This is a genomic window from Paraburkholderia diazotrophica, from assembly GCF_900108945.1.
Lineage (GTDB): Bacteria > Pseudomonadota > Gammaproteobacteria > Burkholderiales > Burkholderiaceae > Paraburkholderia > Paraburkholderia diazotrophica.
This window is the reverse complement of record NZ_FNYE01000011.1, coordinates 82,726-105,422: the sequence shown is the minus strand read 5'-3', so window position 1 is coordinate 105,422 and position 22,697 is coordinate 82,726. Positions and strand designations below refer to the sequence as shown.

Here is a 22,697-nt window from a genome sequence, read left to right as displayed (position 1 = left end):
AGCGCCCCATGGCACGCATGACGCGATGGACCCGCGCATCGCGATATGCGACAGTCTCCTTATCTTGGCCCCTCCACCATGGACATGCGCAGGAAAAGCAACGAGGCGCCGAAGCTGGCGGCGGCGCTGCATCTGGAACGGCGGACAGCCGACGCGGGCGCGGACGCGGCCGGCATTGCGCGCAGTGCGCACGAGCGGCCCGTCGTCACGCAACGCATCGGCTTTTTTCTGGTGCCGAACTTCTCGATGATGGCGCTCAGCTCGGCAACCGAGCCTCTGCGCGCCGCGAACCGGATGAGCGGCAAGCCGCTCTATAGCTGGCATCTGATCAGCGCCGACGGCGAGCCCGTGTCGTCGAGTTCGGGTTTTTCGCTGCTGCCGGAATCGGCGATGACGTCGTCGATTGCCGTCGATCAGCTATTCGTGGTGGCAAGCATCGATGTCGAGAACTACCGCAACGCGTCGGTGTTCGACTTTCTGCGCCGCTATGCGGCGAGTGGCCGGCCGCTGGGCGGCATCAGTCTGGGCACGATGATCCTCGCGCGCGCCGGGTTGCTCGACAGGCGCCGCTGCACGATCCACTGGGAGGCGTTGAAAGCGCTCGCCGACGAGTTTCCGTCATTGACGGTGACGCGCGACCTCTATTGCATCGACGGCGACCGGCTCACGTGCGGCGGCGGCACGGCCGCCATCGATCTGATGCTCGACATGATTGCTCGCGCGCATAGCCACCGGCTCGCTGCCGACGTCGCCGATCAGTTCCTGCACACGCGCATTCGCGCATCGCAGGAAAGCCAGAAAATGGCGATTCAGTGGCGCTACGGCATCGAGGACCGGCGCATCGTCAATGCGATCACGTTGATGGAACAGAACATCGAACGGCCCGTGCCAGTGCAGACCATCGCTTCACTGGTGGGCATTTCGCCGCGTCAGATCGAGCGCATGTGGCTAAAGCACTTCGGCATGGGGCCGTCGCAGTTCTATCTCGACGTACGCCTGAAGGCTGCGCAAAAACTGCTGCACGAATCGACCTCGTCCATCTTCGATATCGCGTTGCAGTGCGGATTCACGAGCGCCTCACATCTCGGACGTTGTTATCGCAAGGCTTTTTCCATCACGCCGGGACAGGAGCGCGCGTCGAAGGCGAACATCTGAGGCCCTCGACATCCCATCGAATCGTTGCAAGAAAGCGCGGTAGCGGCCGGAACGCCGGCGCGTCCGCTGAACTGCAATCAGATCGCGTCAGCAGGCCGATGCGCATCCGTGTCGACGCAACACACCAGCACTTCCGCGGGCTTTTTGCCCGTGCTCAGATACACGTGCCCGACAGAACTGTCGAAGTACAGGCTGTCGCCGGGTTTCAGTTCGAACACCGCTCCCGTGTCGAACCGCAGTTCAAGCGAGCCGTGCAAGAGAAACACGAACTCTTCGCCGCTATGACGAATGAAGTCGGGGAAATCGGATAGCTTGCGCGCCCTCACATGCGCGCGCATCGGCACCATGCGCTTGCCCGTCAGATCGTTCGCGAGCATGCCGTACTCATAATTGGGCGTGTCGTAGATCATCTGCTGGCCCGACGCCGTAAAGGTCGGCGTGATGTGACTCACAGCGGAACTAGCAGCGGACCCCGCAGCGGCTCTTCGCCCGCGTCCGAAGATGGCGTCGAATTCGAGTTTCAGCGCGTGCGCGAGCGCGGCGAACTTGTCGTAGGTCAGCGCGATGTCGCCGCGCTCCGCCTTCGAGATCGTCGACACGGCAATGCCCGACTGCTCCGACAGCTGCATCAGCGTGAGGCCACGCGCCTTGCGCGCGTCGCGCAGCCGCGCGCCGACCGCCTTGTGATCGATCTGCGATGAAGCCTCGGCGGCTACGGGCTCTCTTCGCCCGACAGATTTGGCCATGAGACACGCTCTGCGATGGTGAGGGTTTTGTCGTATACGAGAATTTATTTTTTCTCGTATATGATAACCCGCGTCGATGCCAGTCCCTGAGGAGCGGTCACCGTGTCAACGCTTGCATTGCAAAAAGCCGGCCTGTCGAAGACCCAGGTCATCGCCGCGACGACGCTCGGCACGGCGCTGGAGTTCTACGACTTCACGATCTACAGCTTCTTTGCGATCCAGATCGGACAGTTGTTCTTTCCGTCCGCCTCGCCCGTGAACCAGTTTCTGCTGTCGATCGGCGTGTTCGGCGTGGGTTTCGTCGTGCGGCCGCTGGGCGGCATCGTGATCGGCGCCTATGCGGACCGCGCGGGACGCAAGAAGGCGATGGTGCTGACCATCATGCTGATGGCGCTGAGCTGCGCGCTGATCGCCTGCGCGCCGACGTATGCGGTGGCGGGCATGGCCGCACCGTTTATCGTGCTCGCGGCGCGGTTGATCCAGGGCTTCGCGGCGGGCGGCGAGTTCGGCCCCGGCACGACACTGCTTGTCGAATACGCATCGGATTCGACGCGCGCTTTTTTTGCCAGCTGGAACTTCGCCGCCACGGCACTCGGCCTTGCGCTCGGCGCGGCCGTCGCGACGCTCGTCAACGTCACACTGCCGAAGGATGCGGTGCTCGCATGGGGCTGGCGCATTCCGTTCCTGCTGGGCATCGTCGCGGCGCCCGTCGGCATGCTGATCCGCCGGCGCCTCGAAGAGACGCTGAGCAATGCATCGTCGAGTAATACACATCGGCGCGGCGCGTTGAAAGCGGCGCTCACCACACATCTGAAACTGACGATACTCGGCACGTTCGCCGAACTCGGCGGCTCGGTCTCTGTGTACATCACGGCGTTCTTTTTGCCGAGCCACGCGGTGCGCACGCTGCATCTGTCGTCGACGGCATCCGTTGCATCGGGCGTGATCAGCTCGCTCGTGCTGTTCGTCGCGGCGCCCATCGCGGGCAAGCTCGCGGACCGCTATAGCCGCAAGCGCGTGCTCGTCGTGTCGCGCGTGATCCTGCTGCTGACCATCTATCCCGCGTTCGCGTGGCTGTCCGCTGAGCCTTCGATGCTGATGCTGTGCGCCGTGTCGGCTTTTCTCGCGGTGTTCGTCGCCGGGCAGATCGTGCCCGTGCTCGTGATGATCCCGGAGCTGTTCCCGAAGCACGTACGGGCAACGGGTATCGCGCTAACCTATGTCGTGAGCGCTTCGTTCTTCGGCGGCTTCTCGCCGTTCGTGGCAAGCTGGCTCGTCGCGCTGACGGGCAATCCGCTTGCGCCCGCGTGGTACGTGGCGGCCGCGTGCGCCATCTCGCTCGTCCCCGTGATCTGGCTGCGCGACCGCACGGGTGAAGCGCTCACCTGACCTTACTTCTGGCCTTACTTCGCCCCGAGGATTTCGAACCATGTCTGCTCACGACGATCTCGTCAGCCGCAATGCCGTCGAGCTGCGCCGGATGATCGGCGCAAAAGAGATTTCGCCCGTCGAACTGCTCGATGCGTGCATCGAACGGATCGAAGCGATCAACCCCGCCGTCAACGCGATCACGGCAACCTGTTACGACGATGCGCGCGAAGCCGCGAAGGCCGCCGAGCGCAAGGTCCTCGCGGGCGAGCCGCTCGGACTGCTGCATGGCCTGCCGCTCGGCGTGAAGGATCTCGAAGACACGGCGGGCCTGCTCACCACCTACGGCTCGCCGATGTCACGCGGCCACGTGCCTTCGCGCGATGTCACGCTGGTTGAACGGCTGCGCGCGGCGGGCGCGATTCTCGTCGGCAAGACGAATGTGCCGGAACTCGGCGCCGGCGCGAACACGCGCAATCCGGTATGGGGCGCGACGGGCAATCCGTTCGACACCGAACTGAACGCGGGCGGTTCATCGGGTGGCTCGGCGGCGGCACTCGCGTGCGACATGCTGCCCGTCTGCACCGGCTCGGATACGGGCGGCTCGCTGCGCATTCCGGCATCGAAATGCGGCGTGGTCGGCTTTCGACCTACTCCCGGACTCGTGCCGAACTCGCGTCGACTGCTCGGCTGGACGCCGATTTCGGTAGTCGGTCCGATGGGCCGCGATGTCGAAGAAACGGCACTGCAGCTCGCGGCGACGGCGGGCCTGTCGGCAAGCGACCCGCTCAGCTACGAAACCGATCCGCTCGGTTTCGCGGCGCTGCCTGCGCTCGATCTCGCCACGCTGCGCGTCGGCTACACGGAAGACTTCGGCTCGTGCGATGTCGACGACGATATTCGTGTGCTGTTCCGCTCGCGCATGGCCGCGCTCGCCAAGCTGGTGCGCACGTGCGAGCCCGTCAACTTCGATCTCGGCGACGTGCACCGCTCGTTCGATGTAATCCGCGCGGAGAGCTTCGTCGCGGGGCTGCGCGATGCGTATGCGCGCGACCCGGGCGCGCTGGGTCCGAACACGCGCGCGAACTACGAAATGGGCGCGGCGATGACGCTCGCCGACAGCGCATGGGCGCAGGCGGAACAGACGCGCATCTTCCGGCGCTTTCAGTCTGCGTTCGAGCGCTACGACGTGATCGTGTCGCCGACGACGCCCGTTTCGCCGTTTCCGTGGCGCGAGCTGTACGCGGCGCAGATCAACGGACGCGCGCAGGAGAACTACTATCGATGGCTCGCGCTGACCTACGTCGTGACGCTGACGACGCATCCCGCGCTGTCGCTGCCGTGCGGCGTCGATCATGCGGGCATGCCGTTCGGTTTGCAGATCGTCGGGCCGTATCATGGCGATCTCAAGACGCTGGCCGTCGCGCGCGCGATGGAACAGGCTTTCGACAGGGAGCCTGCATTGCGCCGTCCGCGACCCGATCTGTCGCGTCTCACACAGCCGAACGCAGCGCTGAAGTCGATCGTCACCGCGCCGCCCATTTTCAACTCTGCTGGCGACGGTGATGCCAGCCTGTCATCCATGTAACTCACACACAAGAACATCATGTCCAGCGAAATCAAAAGACTGCAAAGCAACGCACGCATGAGCCAGGTGGTGATCGCCAACGGCATCGCCTATCTGTCCGGCCAGGTGCCCGATACAGCCGGCGCGTCGATCGCCGTGCAGGCGACGGAAATCCTCACGCGTATCGACACGCTGCTCGCATCGGCAGGCGTCGACAAGACGCGCGTTCTCACCGCCAACGTGTGGCTGAGCGACCCGAAACACTTCGATGAATTCAATGCCGTGTGGGAAGCGTGGGTGCCGTCGGGCCATGCGCCTGCGCGCGCCTGCGTGCAGGCATTGCTGATGAGGCCCGGCCTCGACGTCGAAGTCGCCGTGACCGCGCTCGCATGACATCATCGGCAAGGAATACGCTGCAATGAAGTTCGATACCGTCGTACTCGGCGCGGGCATGGTGGGCGTATCGGTGGCCGTGCATCTGCAACAGCGCGGACTGTCCGTTGCGCTCGTCGACCGCAAGGCGCCCGGCAACGAGACATCGTTCGGCAACGCGGGACTGATCCAGCGCGAGGGTGTCTATCCGTACGCGTTCCCGCGCGATCCGGCGACGCTGCTGCGCTATGCGCGCAACCGCTCGCTCGACGTGCGCTACCACCCGCGCGCGATGCCGAAGCTGCTGCCGTTCCTGTACCGCTACTGGTATCACTCGCGCGCGGACCGGCACGCGGCAATCGCGCGCTCGTACTCGACGCTGATCGAGCATTGCGTCAGCGAGCATCGCGCGCTGATCGCGGCGTCGGGGGCGCAGGAGTTGCTGCGCACGGGCGGCTGGCTGAAAGTCTTCCGCAGCGCGCGCAAGCAGGACTCGGAACTACGCCAGGTCGAGCGATGGAGCGCGGAATATGGCGTCGCATTCGAGGCACTCGATGCAGCCCGGCTGCGGCGCGAAGAGCCGTCGCTGAGTCACGCATTGCTGGGCGCGCTGCGCTACACCGATGCTGATTCCATCAGCGATCCCAATGCGCTCGTCACCGCTTACGCGCGTTACTTCGAGCAACTGGGCGGCCGCATCTTCATCGGCGATGCGATGACACTCGAACCGCACTGGAGCGTGAATACGGAAGCTGGCCGCATCGACGCGCATTCGGCCGTTGTCGCGCTGGGACCGTGGTCGGATACCGTCAGCGCGCGGCTCGGCTATCGTCTGCCGCTCGCCGTCAAGCGCGGGTATCACATGCATTACTCGACAGTGAACGGCGCGCGCCTGAAGCAGCCGGTGCTCGATACGGAGATCGGCTACATGATCACGCCGATGGCGCGCGGCATCCGCCTGACGACGGGCGCCGAACTGGCCACGTGCGATGCACCTGCAACGCCCGTGCAACTGGACGCAATCGAACCCATCGCGCGTAGGACCTTTCCGCTCGGCGCCAGACTCGACGAGCGCCCCTGGCTCGGCCGACGTCCCTGCACGCCCGACATGATGCCGATCATCGGGCCGGCGAAACGTCACAAGGAATTGTGGTTCGCGTTCGGCCACGCGCATCACGGACTGACGCTCGGTCCCATTACAGGGCGTCTGCTCGCGGAGATGATGGTGGGCGCCGAACCGGTTGCAGATCCGTTTCCGTTTCGGGTCGATCGCTTTTAGGTACCAACGGGTTTGCTGCGTTTCGCAATCAGGGACTACGGCCGCCTGTCTTGCAGATCGAAACAGCTTTCGGCAGCCGATCGCTACCCGAACTATCGACCCGATTCGCGCTGCCATTCGCTTTCATCCATCGCAAGGCGAAATCCGAGGTGCGACATGCTGTTCATTGGATCGGTACCACGCCGTGCGCTCGTCCGATAACTCACGCAATACGTCTCGCTGCACAAGAACGAACCGCCTCTTGTAACCCTGGCAGGCGCGTGCGCGAGCGCCCCCCGATCGGGATCGAAACTGTTCGTCGGGCCCGCCGGATCGGTGATCATCCGCCCGCCTGCTGCCTCGATACGAAATGCGTCCGCGCGATACCGGTCTCCCACCCACTGCCATACGTTGCCCGCCATATCGTAGAGACCGTAGCCGTTAGGGGCATACGTACCTACCGCCGACGTGCCCACTTGAACCTTTTCGCTTGAGTTGCGTACCGACGTCACCGGGAATGGTCGCGCGCTGTCTTCCCATGTGTTGGCCATCTTCTTCCCGCCAGGCGAGAACTCGGCGCCCCACGCGTAATCGGCCTGTTCGAGCCCGCCCCGTGCCGCGTATTCCCATTCCGCTTCGGTGAGCAGGCGTTTGTGAGCCCACTTCGCGTAGGCCAGCGCATCCTCGTATGAAACCTGCACGACCGGGTGATTGTCCTTTCCGGCGATCGAACTGCCCGGACCCATGGGATGCCGCCAGTTCGCCCCGGGCACGAACTTCCACCAGCGGGAGTAGTCGTCCAGCGGTACGGGCGCGTCCGTACCGGTGAATACCAGACCACCGGGCTGAAGGACACTGTCATCAGGCTTTGGGGTGCCTGGCGGCAATTGAATCCTGAGGTCTTCCCACTTCGGCTTTCTCTCCGCCGTCGTGACGTAGCGCGTCGCCGCGACGAAACGCGCGAATTGCGCGTTCGTCACGTCGTGCCGGTCGACCCAGAATCCACTCAGCTTCACGCGGTGCGCGGGACGTTCGTTGGGCAGTGCGTGCGGATGTTCGCTGCCCATTGTGAACTTGCCGCTCGGAATCCAGACCATGTCGTTCGGGCCGGTCCTGCCATCGCCGACTGTCAGAGCGGCCGGCATCCGGCTCCATCGGTACGCGGCGAGGCCGGCCGCGGAGATGACTGCGGCCAATGCCAGCGCTCCCCACAAGCGCCTGTTGCGACTTACCAGTTTCATTCGAAATCCTTGCAACATGGCGCCGCCGTCCGCGACGACGCCAACGCATCCCTATTTGACGGATAGCTGGTGCCGCGGCGGGTACTTCTTCAGCACGGCAAGATAGCGTCGATATTCCGCGAGCAAGAAGACTTCCAGCGGCGTGTGACGCGCAAGAACCGACTCCTCTTCCTTAGGATCGCTATACAGATTGAACACCATCGCAGTCCACGCCTGCCCGACCGTCCCCGCGAATCCACCGTTGTAGCCCATGCGGTTGACGGAATCCGGCAGCTGCGCCTTGAACATCATCTTGAACTCGTCGACGCGCACAGCCGAGACTTCGTCGTTCCAGAAGTAGAAGATGCTCTTGCGGTTCGACACGCCCTTGTCGGCGAGAAGGAATGACGTCTGGTCGATGCCGTCGATATAGGTCGTCGACGGTACGGCTTTCGCCACCTCCGCGCCGGGCAGACCCGCCAGGGACAGCGACGTGTTGAACATGTCGGCGAAGTCGAAGAGGCCGTCCGATCTGCGGGGCGCGATCATGCCTTTCCAGTACACGAAGAACGGACTGCGTACCCCGCCTTCCCACGTCGAGCCCTTGCCGCCGCGAAACATCGTTTTCGCAGCCGGCTGGATCTCCTGCTCCGGGCCATTGTCGGAGCCGAAGAAAATGATCGTGTTATCCAGCTCGCCATTTGCTTCCAGGGTATCGACCAGCTTCCTGAATATGTCGTTCACCTCGACCATGCAGTCGCCATAGTTCGTATGCGCCGCGGACCTTCCACGGTAGTAGTCGTTCGGGTAATTATCGTAATGACACGCGCGCGGTGCGTAGTACAGAAAGAATGGCTTCGTGGCGTCCTTCTGCCGGTTCAGGAAACCAACGGTGTAGTCGAGCCACTTCTGGTCGAGATCCTTGATGTTGTCCGTGTTGATCTCGTACAGATTCTCCAGTTGGCCGCCTTTGGCGGCATGCACGTCGCTCTTGTTGAAAGGGAGATTGAGGATGTAGTTATAGCGTTGCGGACTCAACGCCACCTCGGGGTTGTACTGCGGGTCGCGCCACTCCGTGTACATGTCGGAAACGGAAAGGAAGCCGCGGAAATCGTCGAAGCCGACGTTTTGCGGCAGCGACGCCGTGTTTTCGCCCATGTGCCATTTTCCGACTGCTTGCGTGGTGTAGCCCTGTCGCGACATGAGCGTGGCAAGCGTGGTCATTCCAGCGAGGCCACCCGGCTGACCATACATCACGGGAATCTGGATGCCGTGGTGCGCCATGTTCTCGCCAGTCATGATCGTTGCGCGCGTGGGCGAGCAGCTCGGCTGCGAATAGGCGGAACTGAGAATCAGGCTCTGGCTCGCGACGCGGTCGACATCCGGCGTATCGTTGCCGACGGCCTGCCCGCCACCGTTAAACCCAAAGTCGCTGTAGCCGACATCGTCGAGCAGAAAGATCACCACGTTCGGACGTTTGCCGGCCCGCTTTTGCAGCGCGTCCAGCTTCTGCCGCGCGTCGGCGGTCTGGTCCGCGTTGTTGATGACCGGCTCCATGTTATCGGCCAGCCTGACGGTTTGGCCCGTCAGATACTGATTGGGCTGGTTGTAGCCGGGCTGGCCGGTCACTCTCGTCGGCTCGGTAATCGTTGACGCAGCAACCGCCTGGGTTGCCCAAATCGCGCCCCAGAGTGCAGCGATAAACCACACCGGGATCATCATCCGTTTCACGTTGTCTCCTGCAGTTCGTTACGGCAAGTACGATCAGTACATGCGTTTGTCCTGGCTGTATCGGCGGCGCGCGAATGCCTGCGCCTATCCGTTGTGCGCCCCCGGCAAGCATCGCCGGGGCACGTCGCGGACGTCCCCTATTTCGCAGCCTCCAAATCTAGACCAGACCGATCTATACTTCCATTGCAAATTACGAATGCCATCGTTGAGCGGAACTCATAATGAACCTGCGCCAGTTCGAACACCTTGTTGCCCTTGCAGATGAAGGCGCATTCGCAAGAGCCGCCGAAAAAGTGCACCTGACGCAATCTGCGCTCACGCGAAGCATTCAGTCGCTGGAAGACGAACTCGACATGCGGCTATGCGATCGTCATCCTCGTGGAATCGTCCTGACGCCGGGTGGAAGGCTGGTTGTCGAGCGTGCGCGGCGAGCGCTGTTTGAAATCCGGGCGCTTGATCGCGACGTGAAGCTCTTCAACAATCATGAGCTTGGCGAAGTCATGATCGGCGCGGGTCCCATTCCCGCTGCGGCGCTCTTGAGCGACGCGATCGCCGCGCTCGCGCGGTCTCACCCGCGCCTTTCCGTGCGTGTCAGTGTGGACGACTGGAGCGCGCTCCTCGATCGGCTCCACGCAGAGACCATTGATTTCATGATTACGGTGGAATCTGCCGTGTCGCCGTCACCGGAACTGGCGATCAGGTCGTTGCCATCCTGCCAATGCGGATGGTTCGCGAGGCCGGAACACCCTGTTTTTTCCGGCAGCCGGCGCAGGATTTCGATGCTGAGAGAACTTCAGGTGGCTTCGGTGCCGGCCCCGAAACACACGCTGGAGAATTTTCGCAAGCTGATGCAACTCAAGCCCTTTGAACAGCCTAAGTTCGCGGTCGAATGCAACAGCTTTCACACGCTAAAGGAGTTGGCAACAGACTCCGATATGGTGGTCTACGGTCCTTTCTCGGCGGTATGGCGAGAACTCGACAGCGGAGCGCTGCGAACGATCGACTTCGAAGACGCGAAGGAACTGACGACGCGATTCGCGATTGTGAGTCTGGCGCATCGCACCTTATCGCCCAGCGCCGAAAAGGCGATCGAAACCATCGTCGAATGCAACCAACGTCTGGAAGAACGCGCGACGAAGAGCCGAAAAAAGAAGCGATGATTTAACCCGCATCGCCGCTCTTCCACGTCCAGTTGCGAATTTCTTCCCGATCGATTCCTTCGGCATGCGCATACGTGACGTGTTCGATCCGCTGATCGCGCAAGCGCTCTTTTGCATGGTCGCCCACGCCGCGCAGCGCCGCGACACGGTCGATCACGTCGATGGCGAGCGTGAAGCGATCGATCCCGTTGATGATCGCGAGTTCCAGCGGCGTATTGATGTTGCCCTTCTCCGCATAGCCATGCACATGAATGTTCTCGTGATTGGCGCGGCGATACGTGAGCTTGTGAACAAGCGATGCATACGAGTGGAAGTTGAATATCACGGGCTTGTCCGTAGTGAACAGCGAATCGAAATCGCGCGATGACAGTCCGTGCGGATGATCGGTGTCGGGCATCAGACGGAACAGGTCGACCACGTTCACGAAACGCATCTTCAGATCCGGGAACAGCCCTTTGAGGATTTCGACGGCAGCGAGTGCTTCCATCGTCGCGATATCGCCCGCACTTGCAATCACGACATCCGGTTCCTGCCCCTGATCGGTCGACGCCCAGTCCCAGATGCCGACGCCCTTCGTGCAATGCGTGATCGCCGCCTTCATGTCGAGATACTGCAAATGCGGCTGCTTGTCGGCGACGATCACGTTCACGTAATCGCGTGAACGCAGGCAGTGATCGGCGACACTCAGCAGGCAGTTCGCATCGGGCGGCAGATAAATGCGCACGACGTCGGGGCTTTTGTTGGTCACGACATCGAGAAAGCCGGGGTCCTGATGCGTAAAGCCGTTGTGATCCTGGCGCCATACGAGCGACGTGATCAACAGGTTCAGCGATGGCACGGGTTGCCGCCAGCGCAATTCGCGCTTCGCTTTTTCGAGCCACTTCGCGTGCTGATTGAACATCGAATCGATCACATGCACGAATGCTTCGTACGTCGCAAAGAGTCCGTGTCGGCCCGTCAGCGTGTAGCCTTCGAGCCAGCCTTCCAGCGTGTGCTCGCTGAGCATTTCCATCACGCGTCCGTCGGCGGCCAGTTCGCCACCGTCGCTATCGCTTTCTTCCGCGAGCGCAAGCCACGTCTTCTTCGAAGCCTTGTAGATCGCCGAGAGCTTGTTGCTCGAGGTCTCATCCGGTCCGAATACACGGAAGCTCGTCATGTTCCGGCGCATCACGTCGCACAGGTATTTCGCGAGCGCATCGGTCGGCGACAGATAGGTTGCGGCCGGAACCTTAACGTCGACGGCATGATCTTCGAAGGGCGGCAGATCGAGCGACTTGCACAACGCCCCGCCGTTCGCGTGAGGATTCGCGCTGATGCGGCGGTCGCCTCGCGGCGCGAGCGCGCGCAGTTCTTCGATCAGTCTCCCCGACTTGTCGAACAGTTGTTCCGGTTTATAGCTGCGCAGCCATTCTTCGATGAGCTTGAGACTATCCGGATTGCTCTCCGGGTCCGCGATGGGAACCTGGTGCGCACGCCATGAACCCTCAACCTTGTGCCCGCCAACTTCACGCGGGCCTGTCCATCCCTTTGGCGTGCGCAGCACGATCATCGGCCAGCGCGGACGGCTGAGGTCACCATCTATACGCGCGCGCGCCTGGATCGTCCGGATTTCTTCGATGCAACGATCGATCGTCGCAGCCATCGTCTGATGCATCGTCTGCGGATCGTCGCCTTCGACGAAATACGGATTGTGTCCGTAGCCCGTCATCAACGCGGCAAGTTCCTCGTGTGGAATGCGGGCGAGAACAGTCGGATTGGCGATCTTGTAGCCGTTCAGATGAAGAATGGGCAGTACGGCGCCGTCGCGGGCGGGATTGAGGAATTTGTTCGAATGCCATGACGTGGCGAGCGGCCCCGTTTCCGCTTCGCCGTCGCCGATCATCGCCGCGACGATCAGATCGGGGTTATCGAACGCAGCACCGTAAGCATGCGAAAGGCTGTAACCCAGTTCGCCGCCTTCGTGAATCGAGCCCGGCGTTTCGGGCGTGCAGTGCGAGCCGATGCCACCCGGAAAGGAAAACAGCCGGAAAAAGCGTGCCATGCCTTCTTCGGTTTCAGCGCGGTCCGGATAGATCTCCGAATAGCGCCCTTCCAGGTAGCTATGCGCCAACGTCGCCGGCGCGCCGTGGCCTGGCCCGGATATAAAAATGACATCCAGGTCCTGCCGCGTTATTACTCGGTTCAGATGCACGAGCACGAAGCTTTGCCCGGGATCGGAACCCCAGTGGCCGAGCAATCGCCTTTTGATGTGCTCTTTTGCAAGCGGCTCGCGCAACAGCGGATTGGCGCGCAGGTAAATCATGCCGGCCGACAGATAATTGCACGCCTGCCAATACCGGTCCATGTCGTGCAGTTCGTCGGCGCTCAACGGGGTGGCATCGAGGAGAACATCGTCCATTTCGAGCATCTCCATAGTCGTGGTTCCGCGTGCGCAACATGGCCACCGCTCGATCACGCATCGGACGATGCACCCGGCCGCGTCGGACCTTCGTATCATAGGCGGCAATGTGGAATTTTTCATTTTCACGGCCACGCGACGGGCTGCGCTCGTGTACGCATTCGTCGATTCGGCAAGCTTTTCCGCAGCCGTACCGCTCAGCTTTTTCCTGAATGGCGTAGATGTTTAATGGCGAGTACGCACGCCGCCGGGACATGAACCACGCCGAATCCGACGACCAGCACGAGCCACGGCGAAGCAACCGACCCGAATACCATCGCGCTGACCGCACCGAAAAGAATGCCCACGACTGCCAGCGACAAATGAGCGATCACGCTTCTCGATCCCCTCAACGTATAGCGCGGGATGGTTGCATGAACGTATATGACGACCAAAGCAGACGCGACGGCGGCGACGGCATAACCCGATTGCATGGCGGCCTCTCCTCTGCGCTGAAGCTTGCTTCAGGGAAGATTCTCGCGCAACACGATGCTGAACTGCACGGGCTTCACGCCATCGAGCGCATCGCGGCCTTCGTGCACGTTACGGAAAATTTTCAGGGCGTTGCCGACCATCGATTGCGGCGTCTGTGTGATGAGCGCGTCCATTGTCCCGTCGATCAGCAATGCGCGCGTATCGGGCGTGAGTCCATGTCCGACGAAGAGAATCTTCTGCTCGGTCTTTGCCTCGATGATTGCGCGCGCGACGCCATCCGAGCCGCCGCCGCTGTTGTAAATCCCGGCAAGGTCCGGATGCTGCGCGATCAGATTGCGCGTCTGCACGTAGTTGCGTTCGCTGTCGTCCTGCCCTTCGCGCAGCCCGATCACCTTCACCTGCGGAAACGTCGATTCGATCAGATGCAAAAAACCGATCTCGCGCTCCTCGTGCCCGCGATAGTTGAGGCTGCCCGCAAGCATCGCGATCTTGCCCGACGGACGCGGTCCCATGAAGCGTCCCAGCAGCAGCGCCGCCGTGCGTCCCGCCGAACGGTTGTCGATGCCGACATAAGCGAGCCTGCGTGAATTCGACAGGTCGGAAATCAGCGTGATCGCGGGCACGTTCTGTTCCGCGAGCGCGTTCACGGCATCGCGGACGACGGGATGTTCGAGCGCCATGAACACCACGCCATCCGCGCGCTGGCCATAGTGCAACAGACGCGCGGCCAGTTCATTCGGGTTGAAGCTCTCCACGTAATGCACGCGGCAGCGCATGCCTTGTGCGGCCCACTGGTTGTGCGCGAACTCGATGTAATCGCCGAGCATGCGCAGATAGCGGTTCGTGCCGGCCGGCACCAGAAACTCGATCTTCAATGGCCGCGCGGCTTGGGTCTCGGGCGCCGGCGCGTCGATCACATAGCCCGCCTGCGCGGCGGCCTGCATCACGCGACGCGCCGTCATCGGCCGCACGCCGTCGCGGCCGTTCAATACGCGATCGACGGTCGCCGTCGAAACACCCGCCGCAGCGGCGATGTCGGCGATCCGCGCGCGCGGCGGAAAAAGAGGAATGGGCGCGTCAGCCATGCTGATTTCTGAGGGCGTAATCCATCAAAAACAATCAGGATTGTGGTTTGACACGGCGAGTGGCCGTCCCTAGTCTTGCAGCAACATCATGCAGACAGCACAGAGCGTAACCAAAAAGACGCATTGGCGCCTGTGCGGATCGTGATGGTTTTTGATTGAGCATGATGCCACAGCGGCACACACAAACAAAACCTGGAGACATTCGAATGACCAACCTTGTCAGGCGCTCGCTGCTGCGCGCCGCGGCGGCCGCGCCCGTCGCCGGTGCGCTGGGCTTTCCCGCCATCGTCCGTGCCGCTGCGCCACAGTACGTGTTCAAGTACGGCAACAACCTGCCGCTCACGCACCCCCTCAACGTTCGCGCGAAAGAAGCGGCGGACCAGGTGAAGGAGCAGTCCAAAGGTCGGATGGAAATCCGCATCTTCCCGAACAATCAGCTAGGCGGCGATACCGACATGCTCGCGCAGGTGCGCAGCGGCGGCATCGAAATGTTCACGCCGTCGGCGCTCGTCGTGTCGACGCTCGCGCCCGTTGCCGCGATCAACGCAATCGGTTTCGCATTCAACGACTACTCGCAGGTGTGGAGCGCGATGGACGGCAAGGTCGGTGCGTATGTGCGCGCGGCGATGGCGAAAGCCGGTCTCGAGTCGTTCGAAAAGATGTGGGACAACGGCTTTCGCGAGACCACGTCCAGTTCGCGCGCAATCGCGAACGCGTCGGACATGCGCGGCCTGAAGATCCGCGTGCCCGTCAGTCCGCTGAGCATCGACATGTTCAAGGGCCTGGGCGCAGCGCCGACGAGCCTGCAGTTCAGCGAGGTCTATTCGTCGCTGCAGACGCATATCGTCGATGCGCAGGAAAACCCGCTGCCTATCGTGCAGGTGGCGAAGCTGTACGAAGTGCAGAAGTACTGCTCGCTGACGAATCACATCTGGGACGGCTTCTGGTTCGTGCTGAACCAGCGCGCGTGGCAGAAGCTGCCGAAAGAACTGCAAGGCATCACGTCCGATGCGTTCAACCAGGCGGCACTGCGCCAGCGCGACGACGTGCGCAAGCTCAACGACGCCGCCGTCGCCGATCTGCAAGGCAAGGGACTGTCGATCAACCGGCCTTCGCCCGACACGTTCCGCGCCGCGCTGCGGCAAGCGAACTTCTATTCCGACTGGAAGGGCCGCTTCGGCAACGAAGCGTGGTCGCTGCTGGAAAGCTACACGGGCAAGCTCGCTTGAATTCACGCACGCTCGCGCAACTTCGCGCGCGACGCCGCGCGGCACGTGCTGGGGCGTAACGTGCCGCGCGCATCGCGGACTGGGGAGATCGACATGACGGATCAGGCGCTGCCGCATGCAGCCATCGCCGATGCCACGGCCGCTTCATCGTTCGACACGGCGCTCGCCGCAAGCGGCCCGAGGCGCTGGCTGCGCCACTTCGACCGCGCGTTGATCGCACTCGTCGAATGCGCGTGCGCGCTGCTGCTCGCTGTCGAAATCGTCGTGCTGCTGGCGGGCGTCGTGTTCCGCTACGCGCTGCATCAGCCGCTCGTGTGGTCGGACGAACTGGCGGGCATGCTGTTCCTTTGGATGTCGATGCTCGGCGCAGTGTTGGCGCTGCGGCGCGGCGAGCACATGCGGATGACGGCCTTCGTCAGCCGCCTGTCGCCGCAGCGGCGTGCGCTCGTCGATACGCTCGCGATCGTGCTGTCGATTGCGCTGCTCGCGCTCGTGCTGTGGCCCGCGTACGACTTCGCCGCCGCCGAGACCGTGATCCTCACGCCCGCCTTGCAGATCAGCGATGCATGGCGCGCGTTCGCGCTGCCCGTCGGCGCGGCGCTGATGCTGCTCGTCGGGCTGATACGGCTCGCGCAGGTGGGCCGCATGCGCGACATCGCGATTGCGCTCGCGTTCGTCGGCGTCGTGGCGGGCGCCATCGCGTGGGCCGCGCCCGCGCTGCCCGATCTCGGCAAGGCGAACCTGCTGATCTTCTTCGTCGGTGTCGTCGCAATCGGCATCTTCTCCGGCGTGCCGATCTGCTTTTCGTTCGCGCTCGCGACGTTCGGCTATCTGAGCCTCACGACGGATACGCCGCTCGAAGTGATCGTCGGCCGCATGGACGAAGGCATGTCGCATCTGGTGCTGCTCGCGGTGCCGCTGTTCGTATTCCTCGGCCTGATGATCGAGATGACGGGCATGGCGCGCGCGATGATCCAGTTTCTCGCGAGCCTCGTCGGCCATGTGCGCGGCGGGCTGTCGTATGTGCTGATCGGCACGATGTATCTGGTGTCGGGCATCTCGGGCTCGAAGGTCGCCGACATGGCCGCGATCGCGCCCGTGCTGTTCCCCGAAATGAAGCGGCGCGGCGCGGACGAAGGCGATCTCGTCGCGCTGCTGTCGACGGCGGGCGCGCAGACGGAAACCGTGCCGCCCAGCATCGTGCTGATCACGATCGGCTCGGTCACGGGCCTGTCGATCTCCGCGCTCTTCACGGCGGGCATGCTGCCCGCGCTGGTGCTCGCGCTGATGTTGTGCTTCGTCGTGTGGCTGCGCTATCGCAAGGAAGACCTGAGCCGCGCGCAGCGCTTCAACGGGCGCGAGATCGGCCGCATGTTCATCGCCGCGTTCCCCGCGCTCGCGCTGCCGTTCGTGATTCGCGGCGCGGTCGTCGAAGGCATCGCGACGGCGACGGAAGTATCGACGATCGGCATTGCCTACTCGGTGCTGATCGGCCTCTTCGTTTACCGGCGCTTCGCGTGGTCGCGTCTGCCGCGCATGCTGATCGACGCGGCGACGTTGTCGGGCGCGATCATCTTCATCATCGGCTGCGCGACGGCGATGGCCTGGGCACTCACGCAGTCGGGGTTCTCGCAGGATCTCGCGTCGCTAATGACATCGCTGCCCGGCGGCTCATCGAGTTTTCTCGCGCTGTCGATCGTCGTCTTCATCGTGCTAGGAAGCGTGCTCGAAGGCATTCCCGCAATCGTGCTGTTCGGCCCCCTGCTCTTTCCGATTGCGCGCGCCGCCGGCGTCAACGAAGTGCATTACGCGATCGTCGTGATTCTCTCGATGGGCGTCGGGCTGTTCTCGCCGCCGTTCGGCGTCGGCTATTACTCGGCGTGTGCCGTGAGCCGCATCAATCCCGATGCCGGCATGCGGCCCATCGTCGGCTATATGAGCGCGCTCGCGCTCGGGCTGATTCTCGTCGCGTTCGTGCCGTGGATATCGACGGGCTTTCTCTGAGCGCCTGTCTTTCCCGACTGTTCGCATCAACCGTTTCGCAGTTTCATCGCCATCCCTTCTCTGGCATTGGGAGTGTATTCATGAGTCGTTTTTTCGGCGAGATCCGTCAGGCCGGTTATGTCGTGCGCGACATCGAAGCGGCGATGGACCACTGGAGCCGCGTGCTCGGCGTCGGTCCGTGGTTCTATAACGAACGCGTGCCCATCGAGGATTATCGCTATCGCGGCGAACGCTACGAGGTCCACAACTCGGTTGCGCTCGCAAACTCCGGCGATTTGCAGGTCGAGCTGATCCAGACGCGCAACGACGCGCCGTCGATGTATCGCGACTTTCTCGCAGCGGGCCATACGGGTTTGCAACACAACGCATACTGGACCACTTCGTTCGACGCCGACCTCGAACGTCTGCTGAAACAGGGCTTTACGGTGGCGATGAGCGGCAACGTCGGCAAGAACGGACGCTTCGTCTACTTCGACACGGAGCAGCATCCGGGCACGGTGATCGAGCTGTCAGAGATCGCGGGCCCGAAAGGCAAGCTCTTCGACATGATCCGCGAGGCGTCGCTGAACTGGGACGGCCGCGATGCCGTGCGTCCGTTTCCCGATCTGGGCACGCTATGAGCGCGCCTTCATCACGCGACGACAGCATCGAAGCCGATTATCTGATCGAGACGCCGCTCGATCTCGCGAAAGTCGCGGAGACAATGGCGGGCGAGCAGTCGAGCGGCACGTTCGTGCGCGTCGCCGGCGAAAGCGACGAACTGCGCGCGCGCAGCCGTGCAAGCGTGCTGCGCATCGACGAACGGGAGCCCGTACCTCACGCATCGCTGCCGAGTGCATGGCTCACGCGGCAGCGCGTGAATGGGCCGTTCAGGCGCGCACGCGTGACGCTGTCGTTTCCCGTTGCGAACATCGGCGCCAATCTGCCGACGCTTGCCGCGACGGTCGCCGGCAATCTCTACGATCTCGGGGAAGTGACGGGCATGCGGCTGCTGTCGCTGCGCGTGCCGCGTGCGTATCGCGAGCGCTTCGATCTGCCCGCGCACGGCGTCGCTGGCACGCGGCGGCTGACGGGCGTCCAGCAAGGGCCGATGGTCGGCACGATCATCAAGCCCAACGTCGGGCTGTCGACGCAAGAGACCGCGCATCTGGTGCGCACGCTATGCGAGGCGGGCGTCGATTTCATCAAGGACGATGAAGTCTGCGCGAATCCATCGCATGCGCCCCTCGATCAACGTGTTCGCGCCGTGATGCGCGAAGTCCGCGCGTTTCGCGAGCGCACGGGCAAGCGCGTGATGGTCGCGTTCAACATCACCGACGATACCGATGCGATGCGGCGTCACGCGGAACTGGTCGAGCGCGAGCAAGGCGACTGCGTGATGGCGAGCATCAACTGGTGCGGGTTCTCTGCGATCCAGACGCTGCGCCGCTCGACGCCCCTTGTTCTGCACGCGCATCGCAACGGCTTCGGCATGATGTCGCGCGATGCGGCGCTCGGCATCGGCTTTCACGCGTATCAGACGTTGTGGCGGCTCGCGGGCGTGGATCACATGCATGTGCATGGGCTCGCAGGCAAGTTCGCGCAAAGCGATACGGAAGTGACCGAGTCGGCGCGCGATTGCGCGACGCCTCTCGCCGAGCGTCTCGACGATTGCGTGCTGCCCGCGTTTTCGTCCGGCCAATGGGCGGGCACCGTGCCCGCGACGTTCGCTGCGACCGGCAGCGCGGATCTGCTTTTCATGTCGGGCGGCGGCATTCTCGCGCATCCGGACGGACCGGCGGCCGGCGTGCGCAGCGTTCGCCAGGCGTGGGACGCTGTGCAATCCGGCACGCCGCTGCACGACCATGCGGCCCACGCGCCGGAACTGCGCGCCGCGCTCGCGTTCTTCGGTGCGCGCACATGAGCGCATCGAGCGCCGCGCCGTACGGCTTCTACGGCGACGACTTCACGGGCGCGACGGATACGCTCGCGCATCTCGCCCGCGCCCGTCTGCGGACGCTGCTGTTTCTCGCGCCGCCGACTCGCGCGCGCCTCGACAGCGTGGGCCCGCTCGACGCGATCGGCATGGCGGGTGCGGCGCGCGCGATGTCCCCCGCCGCAATGGCCGACGAACTCGCGCGTGTCGGCGCATGCTTCGCCGCGCTCGGCGTGCGCGTGATGCACTACAAGGTCTGCTCGACATTCGACAGCGCGCCGCAAACCGGCAACATCGCGACGGCCATTGCTACGCTGCGCCGCCATTTTGCGAATCCGTTCGTGCCCATCGTCGGCGGTCAGCCTGGATTGCTGCGCTACTGCGCGTTCGGCCAACTGTTTGCGGCCGCGGGAAGCAGTACGCACAGTACGCACGAAGTCCATCGGATCGACCGCCATCCGACGATGAGCCGCCATCCCGTCACGCCGATGAACGAAGCCGATCTGCGCGTGCATCTCGAACGGCAGAGCATGCGCGACGTGGCGCTGATGGACTGGCGCGCATACGCATTGCCGTTTGACGAAGTGGATGCAATGGTCGATGCGAAGCTGTCGGCGGGCGCGTCCGCGATACTGTTCGACGTGCTGCGTGACGATGACCTCGCGACGATCGGCCGGCTGATCGATAAACGCTCTCGCCATGCGCCGATGCTTGCCGTTGGCGCGAGCAGCGTCGCGCAGGCATGGTGTGCCGCGGTGCCTTCAGCGGCTTCGGATGTATTGCATGCGGATACCGCATCGCAAGCGCTCGGCCGCGCGCAAGGCCCGGTGTTCGCGCTCGCGGGCAGCCTGTCCCCGTTGACGGCCGCGCAGATCGAAGCCGCTCACTCGTACTGGAAGATCGAACTCGATCCGCTCGGGCGCGACGGCGACACGTTGCGATTCGACGCTGCACCTATCGTCGATATGTTGCGCGAAGGCCGGCATGTGCTCGCCTTCACGCGGCGTGCGCACAATCAAAACGACGCAAGCCGCGTGCAGACCGCGCACGCGACGGCAGCGCTGCTGCGCGAGGTGGTCCGGGCTGCGCGCCCCCGGCGCATCGGCATTGCGGGCGGCGATACGTCGAGCCACGCGGCGCAGGCGCTCGACGCATGGGGCCTTTCGTATCGCGCGCCGCTGACAACGGGCGTCACAGTCTGCCGCCTGCATGCAGACGAGCCTTCGCTCGACGGCACCGAAATCATGTTCAAGGGCGGGCAGATGGGCGGCACGGATGTGTTCGAGCGCCTGATCACGGGCTGAACATCTAAACCTCGGTGCGCCTCAGCAGATAATCGAGTCCGCCGACGCGATACCACCTGTACCCGTAAGGCTCGAGCACGACGGCATGCCGGCCGTCATCGCCCGCGTGGCTGTGATCGTCGGACAGCAGATTGATCAGCCTGTCGTCACCCGTTTCGTTGTAGCCGGAGCGGAATCTCACGGTGCACGCCTCGTCGCCGAAGTTATGCACGCACAGCACCGAGTTGTTGCGCCAGTCGTAACGCAGCGCGAACACATCGTTTCGCGACGTGCGCAGCACTTCGAAATCGCCCCAACTGATTTCCGGCACTTCGCGGCGCATACGGATCATTCGCTCCATCCAGTTCAGAAACGAATTCGGATCGCGTCTCTGGCTCGCCACATTGACGCGCTCGAAGCCATAAGCCCCGCCCGAAATCACGCGGACGGGCGGCTTCGGATGCTTCGTAAAGCCGCCCTGCTGTTCCGTCGACCATTGCATCGGCGTGCGCGTGCTTTCGCGCTCGTGCCGGCGCAGGTCGTCGCCCATGCCGATCTCGTCGCCATAACGGAACACGGGCGTGCCGGGCAAAGTCAGCATCAGGCTGTACGCGAGTTCGAGGCGGCGTCTGTCGCCCGCCAGCATCGGCGCGAGTCTGCGGCGAATGCCGCGCCCGTAGAGCTGCATGTCGGGCTCCGGAGCGAACTCGGCGAACACAGCCGCGCGCTGGTCGGGCGTGAGGCGCCCCAGATCGAGTTCGTCGTGATTGCGCAGGAACACGCCCCATTGCGCAGTCGGCGGGCGTGGCTTTGTCGCGATTAGCGCTTTCTTCAATGGATTCGTGTCGCCCGTCGCGAGCGTGTAAAACGTGTTCTGGTTGAGCTGGAAGTTGAACATCATCGGCAGGCGCTCGCCTTCGTCGCCAAAGTATTCGAGGTCCGTATCGGGCATCACATTGGCTTCCGCGAGAATGATCGCGTCGCCCTCGCGCCACTGCAAGAACTCGCGAAAGGTCCGCAGCATGTCGTATTGCTCGACGGGTCGTCGCACCTTCGTGCCCTTCGTCGCAATCACGAACGGCACGGCATCCATGCGAAAGCCCGACACGCCAAGCTGAATCCAGAAGCCCATGATCTTCAGCAACTCGGCCTGCACGTAAGGATTGGACGTGTTCAGGTCCGGTTGAAAATCATAGAAGCGATGGAAATACCAGCGCTTTGCGCGCTTGTCGAAACTCCATGTCGACTTTTGCACGCCCGGGAATACCACACCGCTTTTCGCATTGGACGGCTGGCTGTCCGACCAGACATACCAGTCGCGATATTTCGAAGCGGGATCGCTACGTGCTTCCTTGAACCACGGATGCTGGTCGGACGTGTGATTCACCACGAGATCGATGATCACGCGCATGCCCCGCTCGTCGCATGCGTGCGTGAATTCGGCGAAATCACCAAGCGTGCCATATTTCGGGTCGACGTTGTAATAGTCCGAGACGTCGTAGCCGTTATCGCGCCCCGGCGATGGCTGAAACGGCATCAGCCAGATCGTCGTCACGCCCAGGCCCTGCAAATAAGCGAGCCGGCGCATGAGACCCTGAAAGTCACCGACGCCGTCGCCATTCGCGTCCATGAACGTGCCCACCGACAGGCAATAGATGATCGCGTTCTTGTACCAGAGATCGTTTAGCATGGGCTTCGCTTCGCGGGTGTCGCCAGAACAGTCAATCGTTGA

The 22,697-nt window shown here is 63.0% G+C and carries 18 protein-coding genes; 11 read left to right on the top strand and 7 right to left on the bottom strand.

Features of this window, described 5'->3' with window-relative positions:
* Positions 1-84: 84 nt before the first annotated feature.
* Entirely contained in the window at positions 85-1,155 is a 1,071-nt protein-coding gene (locus tag BMW76_RS16200) for a GlxA family transcriptional regulator (RefSeq protein ID WP_245763253.1), read from the top strand.
* Between the two features lie 77 nt (positions 1,156-1,232).
* Here the strand turns inward: BMW76_RS16200 and BMW76_RS16195 are convergent, their stop codons facing one another.
* Positions 1,233-1,901, bottom strand: coding sequence for a helix-turn-helix domain-containing protein (locus BMW76_RS16195; protein WP_090866718.1), 669 nt, complete (start codon positions 1,899-1,901; stop codon positions 1,233-1,235).
* Between the two features lie 102 nt (positions 1,902-2,003).
* Here BMW76_RS16195 and BMW76_RS16190 point away from each other — a divergent pair, with 102 nt between their 5' ends.
* The 4 genes from BMW76_RS16190 to BMW76_RS16175 are packed head-to-tail and all read left to right on the top strand — an operon-like array spanning position 2,004 to position 6,487.
* Complete coding sequence (locus BMW76_RS16190) at positions 2,004-3,290, top strand: MFS transporter (protein ID WP_090866715.1); 1,287 nt, start codon at positions 2,004-2,006, stop codon at positions 3,288-3,290.
* 40 nt (positions 3,291-3,330) lie between these two features.
* Positions 3,331-4,857, top strand: a complete 1,527-nt coding sequence (locus tag BMW76_RS16185) for an amidase (RefSeq protein WP_090866713.1) — start codon at positions 3,331-3,333, stop codon at positions 4,855-4,857.
* An 18-nt stretch (positions 4,858-4,875) separates the two neighbouring features.
* Positions 4,876-5,229, top strand: a complete 354-nt coding sequence (locus BMW76_RS16180; protein ID WP_090866711.1) for a RidA family protein — start codon at positions 4,876-4,878, stop codon at positions 5,227-5,229.
* Positions 5,230-5,254: 25 nt separating this feature from the next.
* Complete coding sequence (locus BMW76_RS16175) at positions 5,255-6,487, top strand: NAD(P)/FAD-dependent oxidoreductase (protein WP_090866709.1); 1,233 nt, start codon at positions 5,255-5,257, stop codon at positions 6,485-6,487.
* A gap of 92 nt (positions 6,488-6,579) precedes the next feature.
* On the opposite strand, the gene BMW76_RS16170 is transcribed toward BMW76_RS16175, so the two are convergent.
* Together BMW76_RS16170 and BMW76_RS16165 are read right to left on the bottom strand one after the other, a co-directional pair.
* The gene (locus BMW76_RS16170) at positions 6,580-7,707 is read right to left on the bottom strand and encodes a formylglycine-generating enzyme family protein (protein WP_090866708.1); all 1,128 of its coding nucleotides are present in this window, start codon (positions 7,705-7,707) and stop codon (positions 6,580-6,582) included.
* A 51-nt stretch (positions 7,708-7,758) separates the two neighbouring features.
* Positions 7,759-9,408 (bottom strand): sulfatase-like hydrolase/transferase, encoded by a 1,650-nt coding sequence (locus BMW76_RS16165; RefSeq protein WP_090866706.1) that lies wholly within the window; start codon positions 9,406-9,408, stop codon positions 7,759-7,761.
* A gap of 230 nt (positions 9,409-9,638) precedes the next feature.
* Here BMW76_RS16165 and BMW76_RS16160 point away from each other — a divergent pair, with 230 nt between their 5' ends.
* A complete protein-coding gene (locus BMW76_RS16160; RefSeq protein WP_090866704.1) occupies positions 9,639-10,577 on the top strand; it encodes a LysR family transcriptional regulator in 939 nt (312 codons plus the stop codon).
* A gap of 1 nt (position 10,578) precedes the next feature.
* Here BMW76_RS16160 and BMW76_RS16155 read toward each other — a convergent pair whose 3' ends face one another.
* The 3 genes from BMW76_RS16155 to BMW76_RS16145 form a co-directional block, all read right to left on the bottom strand.
* On the bottom strand, positions 10,579-12,975 hold the full coding sequence (locus BMW76_RS16155) for a phosphoketolase family protein (protein ID WP_090866931.1): 2,397 nt from the start codon (positions 12,973-12,975) through the stop codon (positions 10,579-10,581).
* 197 nt (positions 12,976-13,172) lie between these two features.
* Positions 13,173-13,448 carry a hypothetical protein gene (locus BMW76_RS40365; RefSeq protein ID WP_143062274.1) on the bottom strand — a complete coding sequence of 92 codons (276 nt, stop codon included), beginning with the start codon at positions 13,446-13,448 and terminating at the stop codon, positions 13,173-13,175.
* Between the two features lie 30 nt (positions 13,449-13,478).
* A complete protein-coding gene (locus BMW76_RS16145; protein WP_090866700.1) occupies positions 13,479-14,534 on the bottom strand; it encodes a LacI family DNA-binding transcriptional regulator in 1,056 nt (351 codons plus the stop codon).
* Positions 14,535-14,740: 206 nt separating this feature from the next.
* Between BMW76_RS16145 and BMW76_RS16140 the strand changes: the two genes are divergently transcribed.
* From BMW76_RS16140 to BMW76_RS16120, 5 genes are all read left to right on the top strand, one after another.
* Positions 14,741-15,763: a TRAP transporter substrate-binding protein gene (locus BMW76_RS16140; RefSeq protein WP_090866698.1), complete on the top strand. Its 1,023-nt coding sequence runs from the start codon at positions 14,741-14,743 to the stop codon at positions 15,761-15,763.
* 93 nt (positions 15,764-15,856) lie between these two features.
* The gene (locus tag BMW76_RS16135) at positions 15,857-17,767 is read left to right on the top strand and encodes a TRAP transporter large permease (protein ID WP_090866696.1); all 1,911 of its coding nucleotides are present in this window, start codon (positions 15,857-15,859) and stop codon (positions 17,765-17,767) included.
* Positions 17,768-17,847: 80 nt separating this feature from the next.
* Positions 17,848-18,387, top strand: coding sequence for a VOC family protein (locus BMW76_RS16130; RefSeq protein WP_090866694.1), 540 nt, complete (start codon positions 17,848-17,850; stop codon positions 18,385-18,387).
* Complete coding sequence (locus tag BMW76_RS16125) at positions 18,384-19,670, top strand: ribulose-bisphosphate carboxylase large subunit family protein (protein WP_090866692.1); 1,287 nt, start codon at positions 18,384-18,386, stop codon at positions 19,668-19,670. Before BMW76_RS16130 ends, BMW76_RS16125 begins: the two co-directional genes overlap by 4 nt.
* The gene (locus BMW76_RS16120; protein ID WP_090866690.1) at positions 19,667-20,986 is read left to right on the top strand and encodes a four-carbon acid sugar kinase family protein; all 1,320 of its coding nucleotides are present in this window, start codon (positions 19,667-19,669) and stop codon (positions 20,984-20,986) included. The genes BMW76_RS16125 and BMW76_RS16120 overlap by 4 nt, the downstream gene beginning before the upstream one ends.
* Before the next feature lie 4 nt (positions 20,987-20,990).
* Here the strand turns inward: BMW76_RS16120 and BMW76_RS16115 are convergent, their stop codons facing one another.
* Entirely contained in the window at positions 20,991-22,655 is a 1,665-nt protein-coding gene (locus BMW76_RS16115; RefSeq protein ID WP_090866688.1) for an alpha-amylase family protein, read from the bottom strand.
* Positions 22,656-22,697 lie beyond the last annotated feature (42 nt).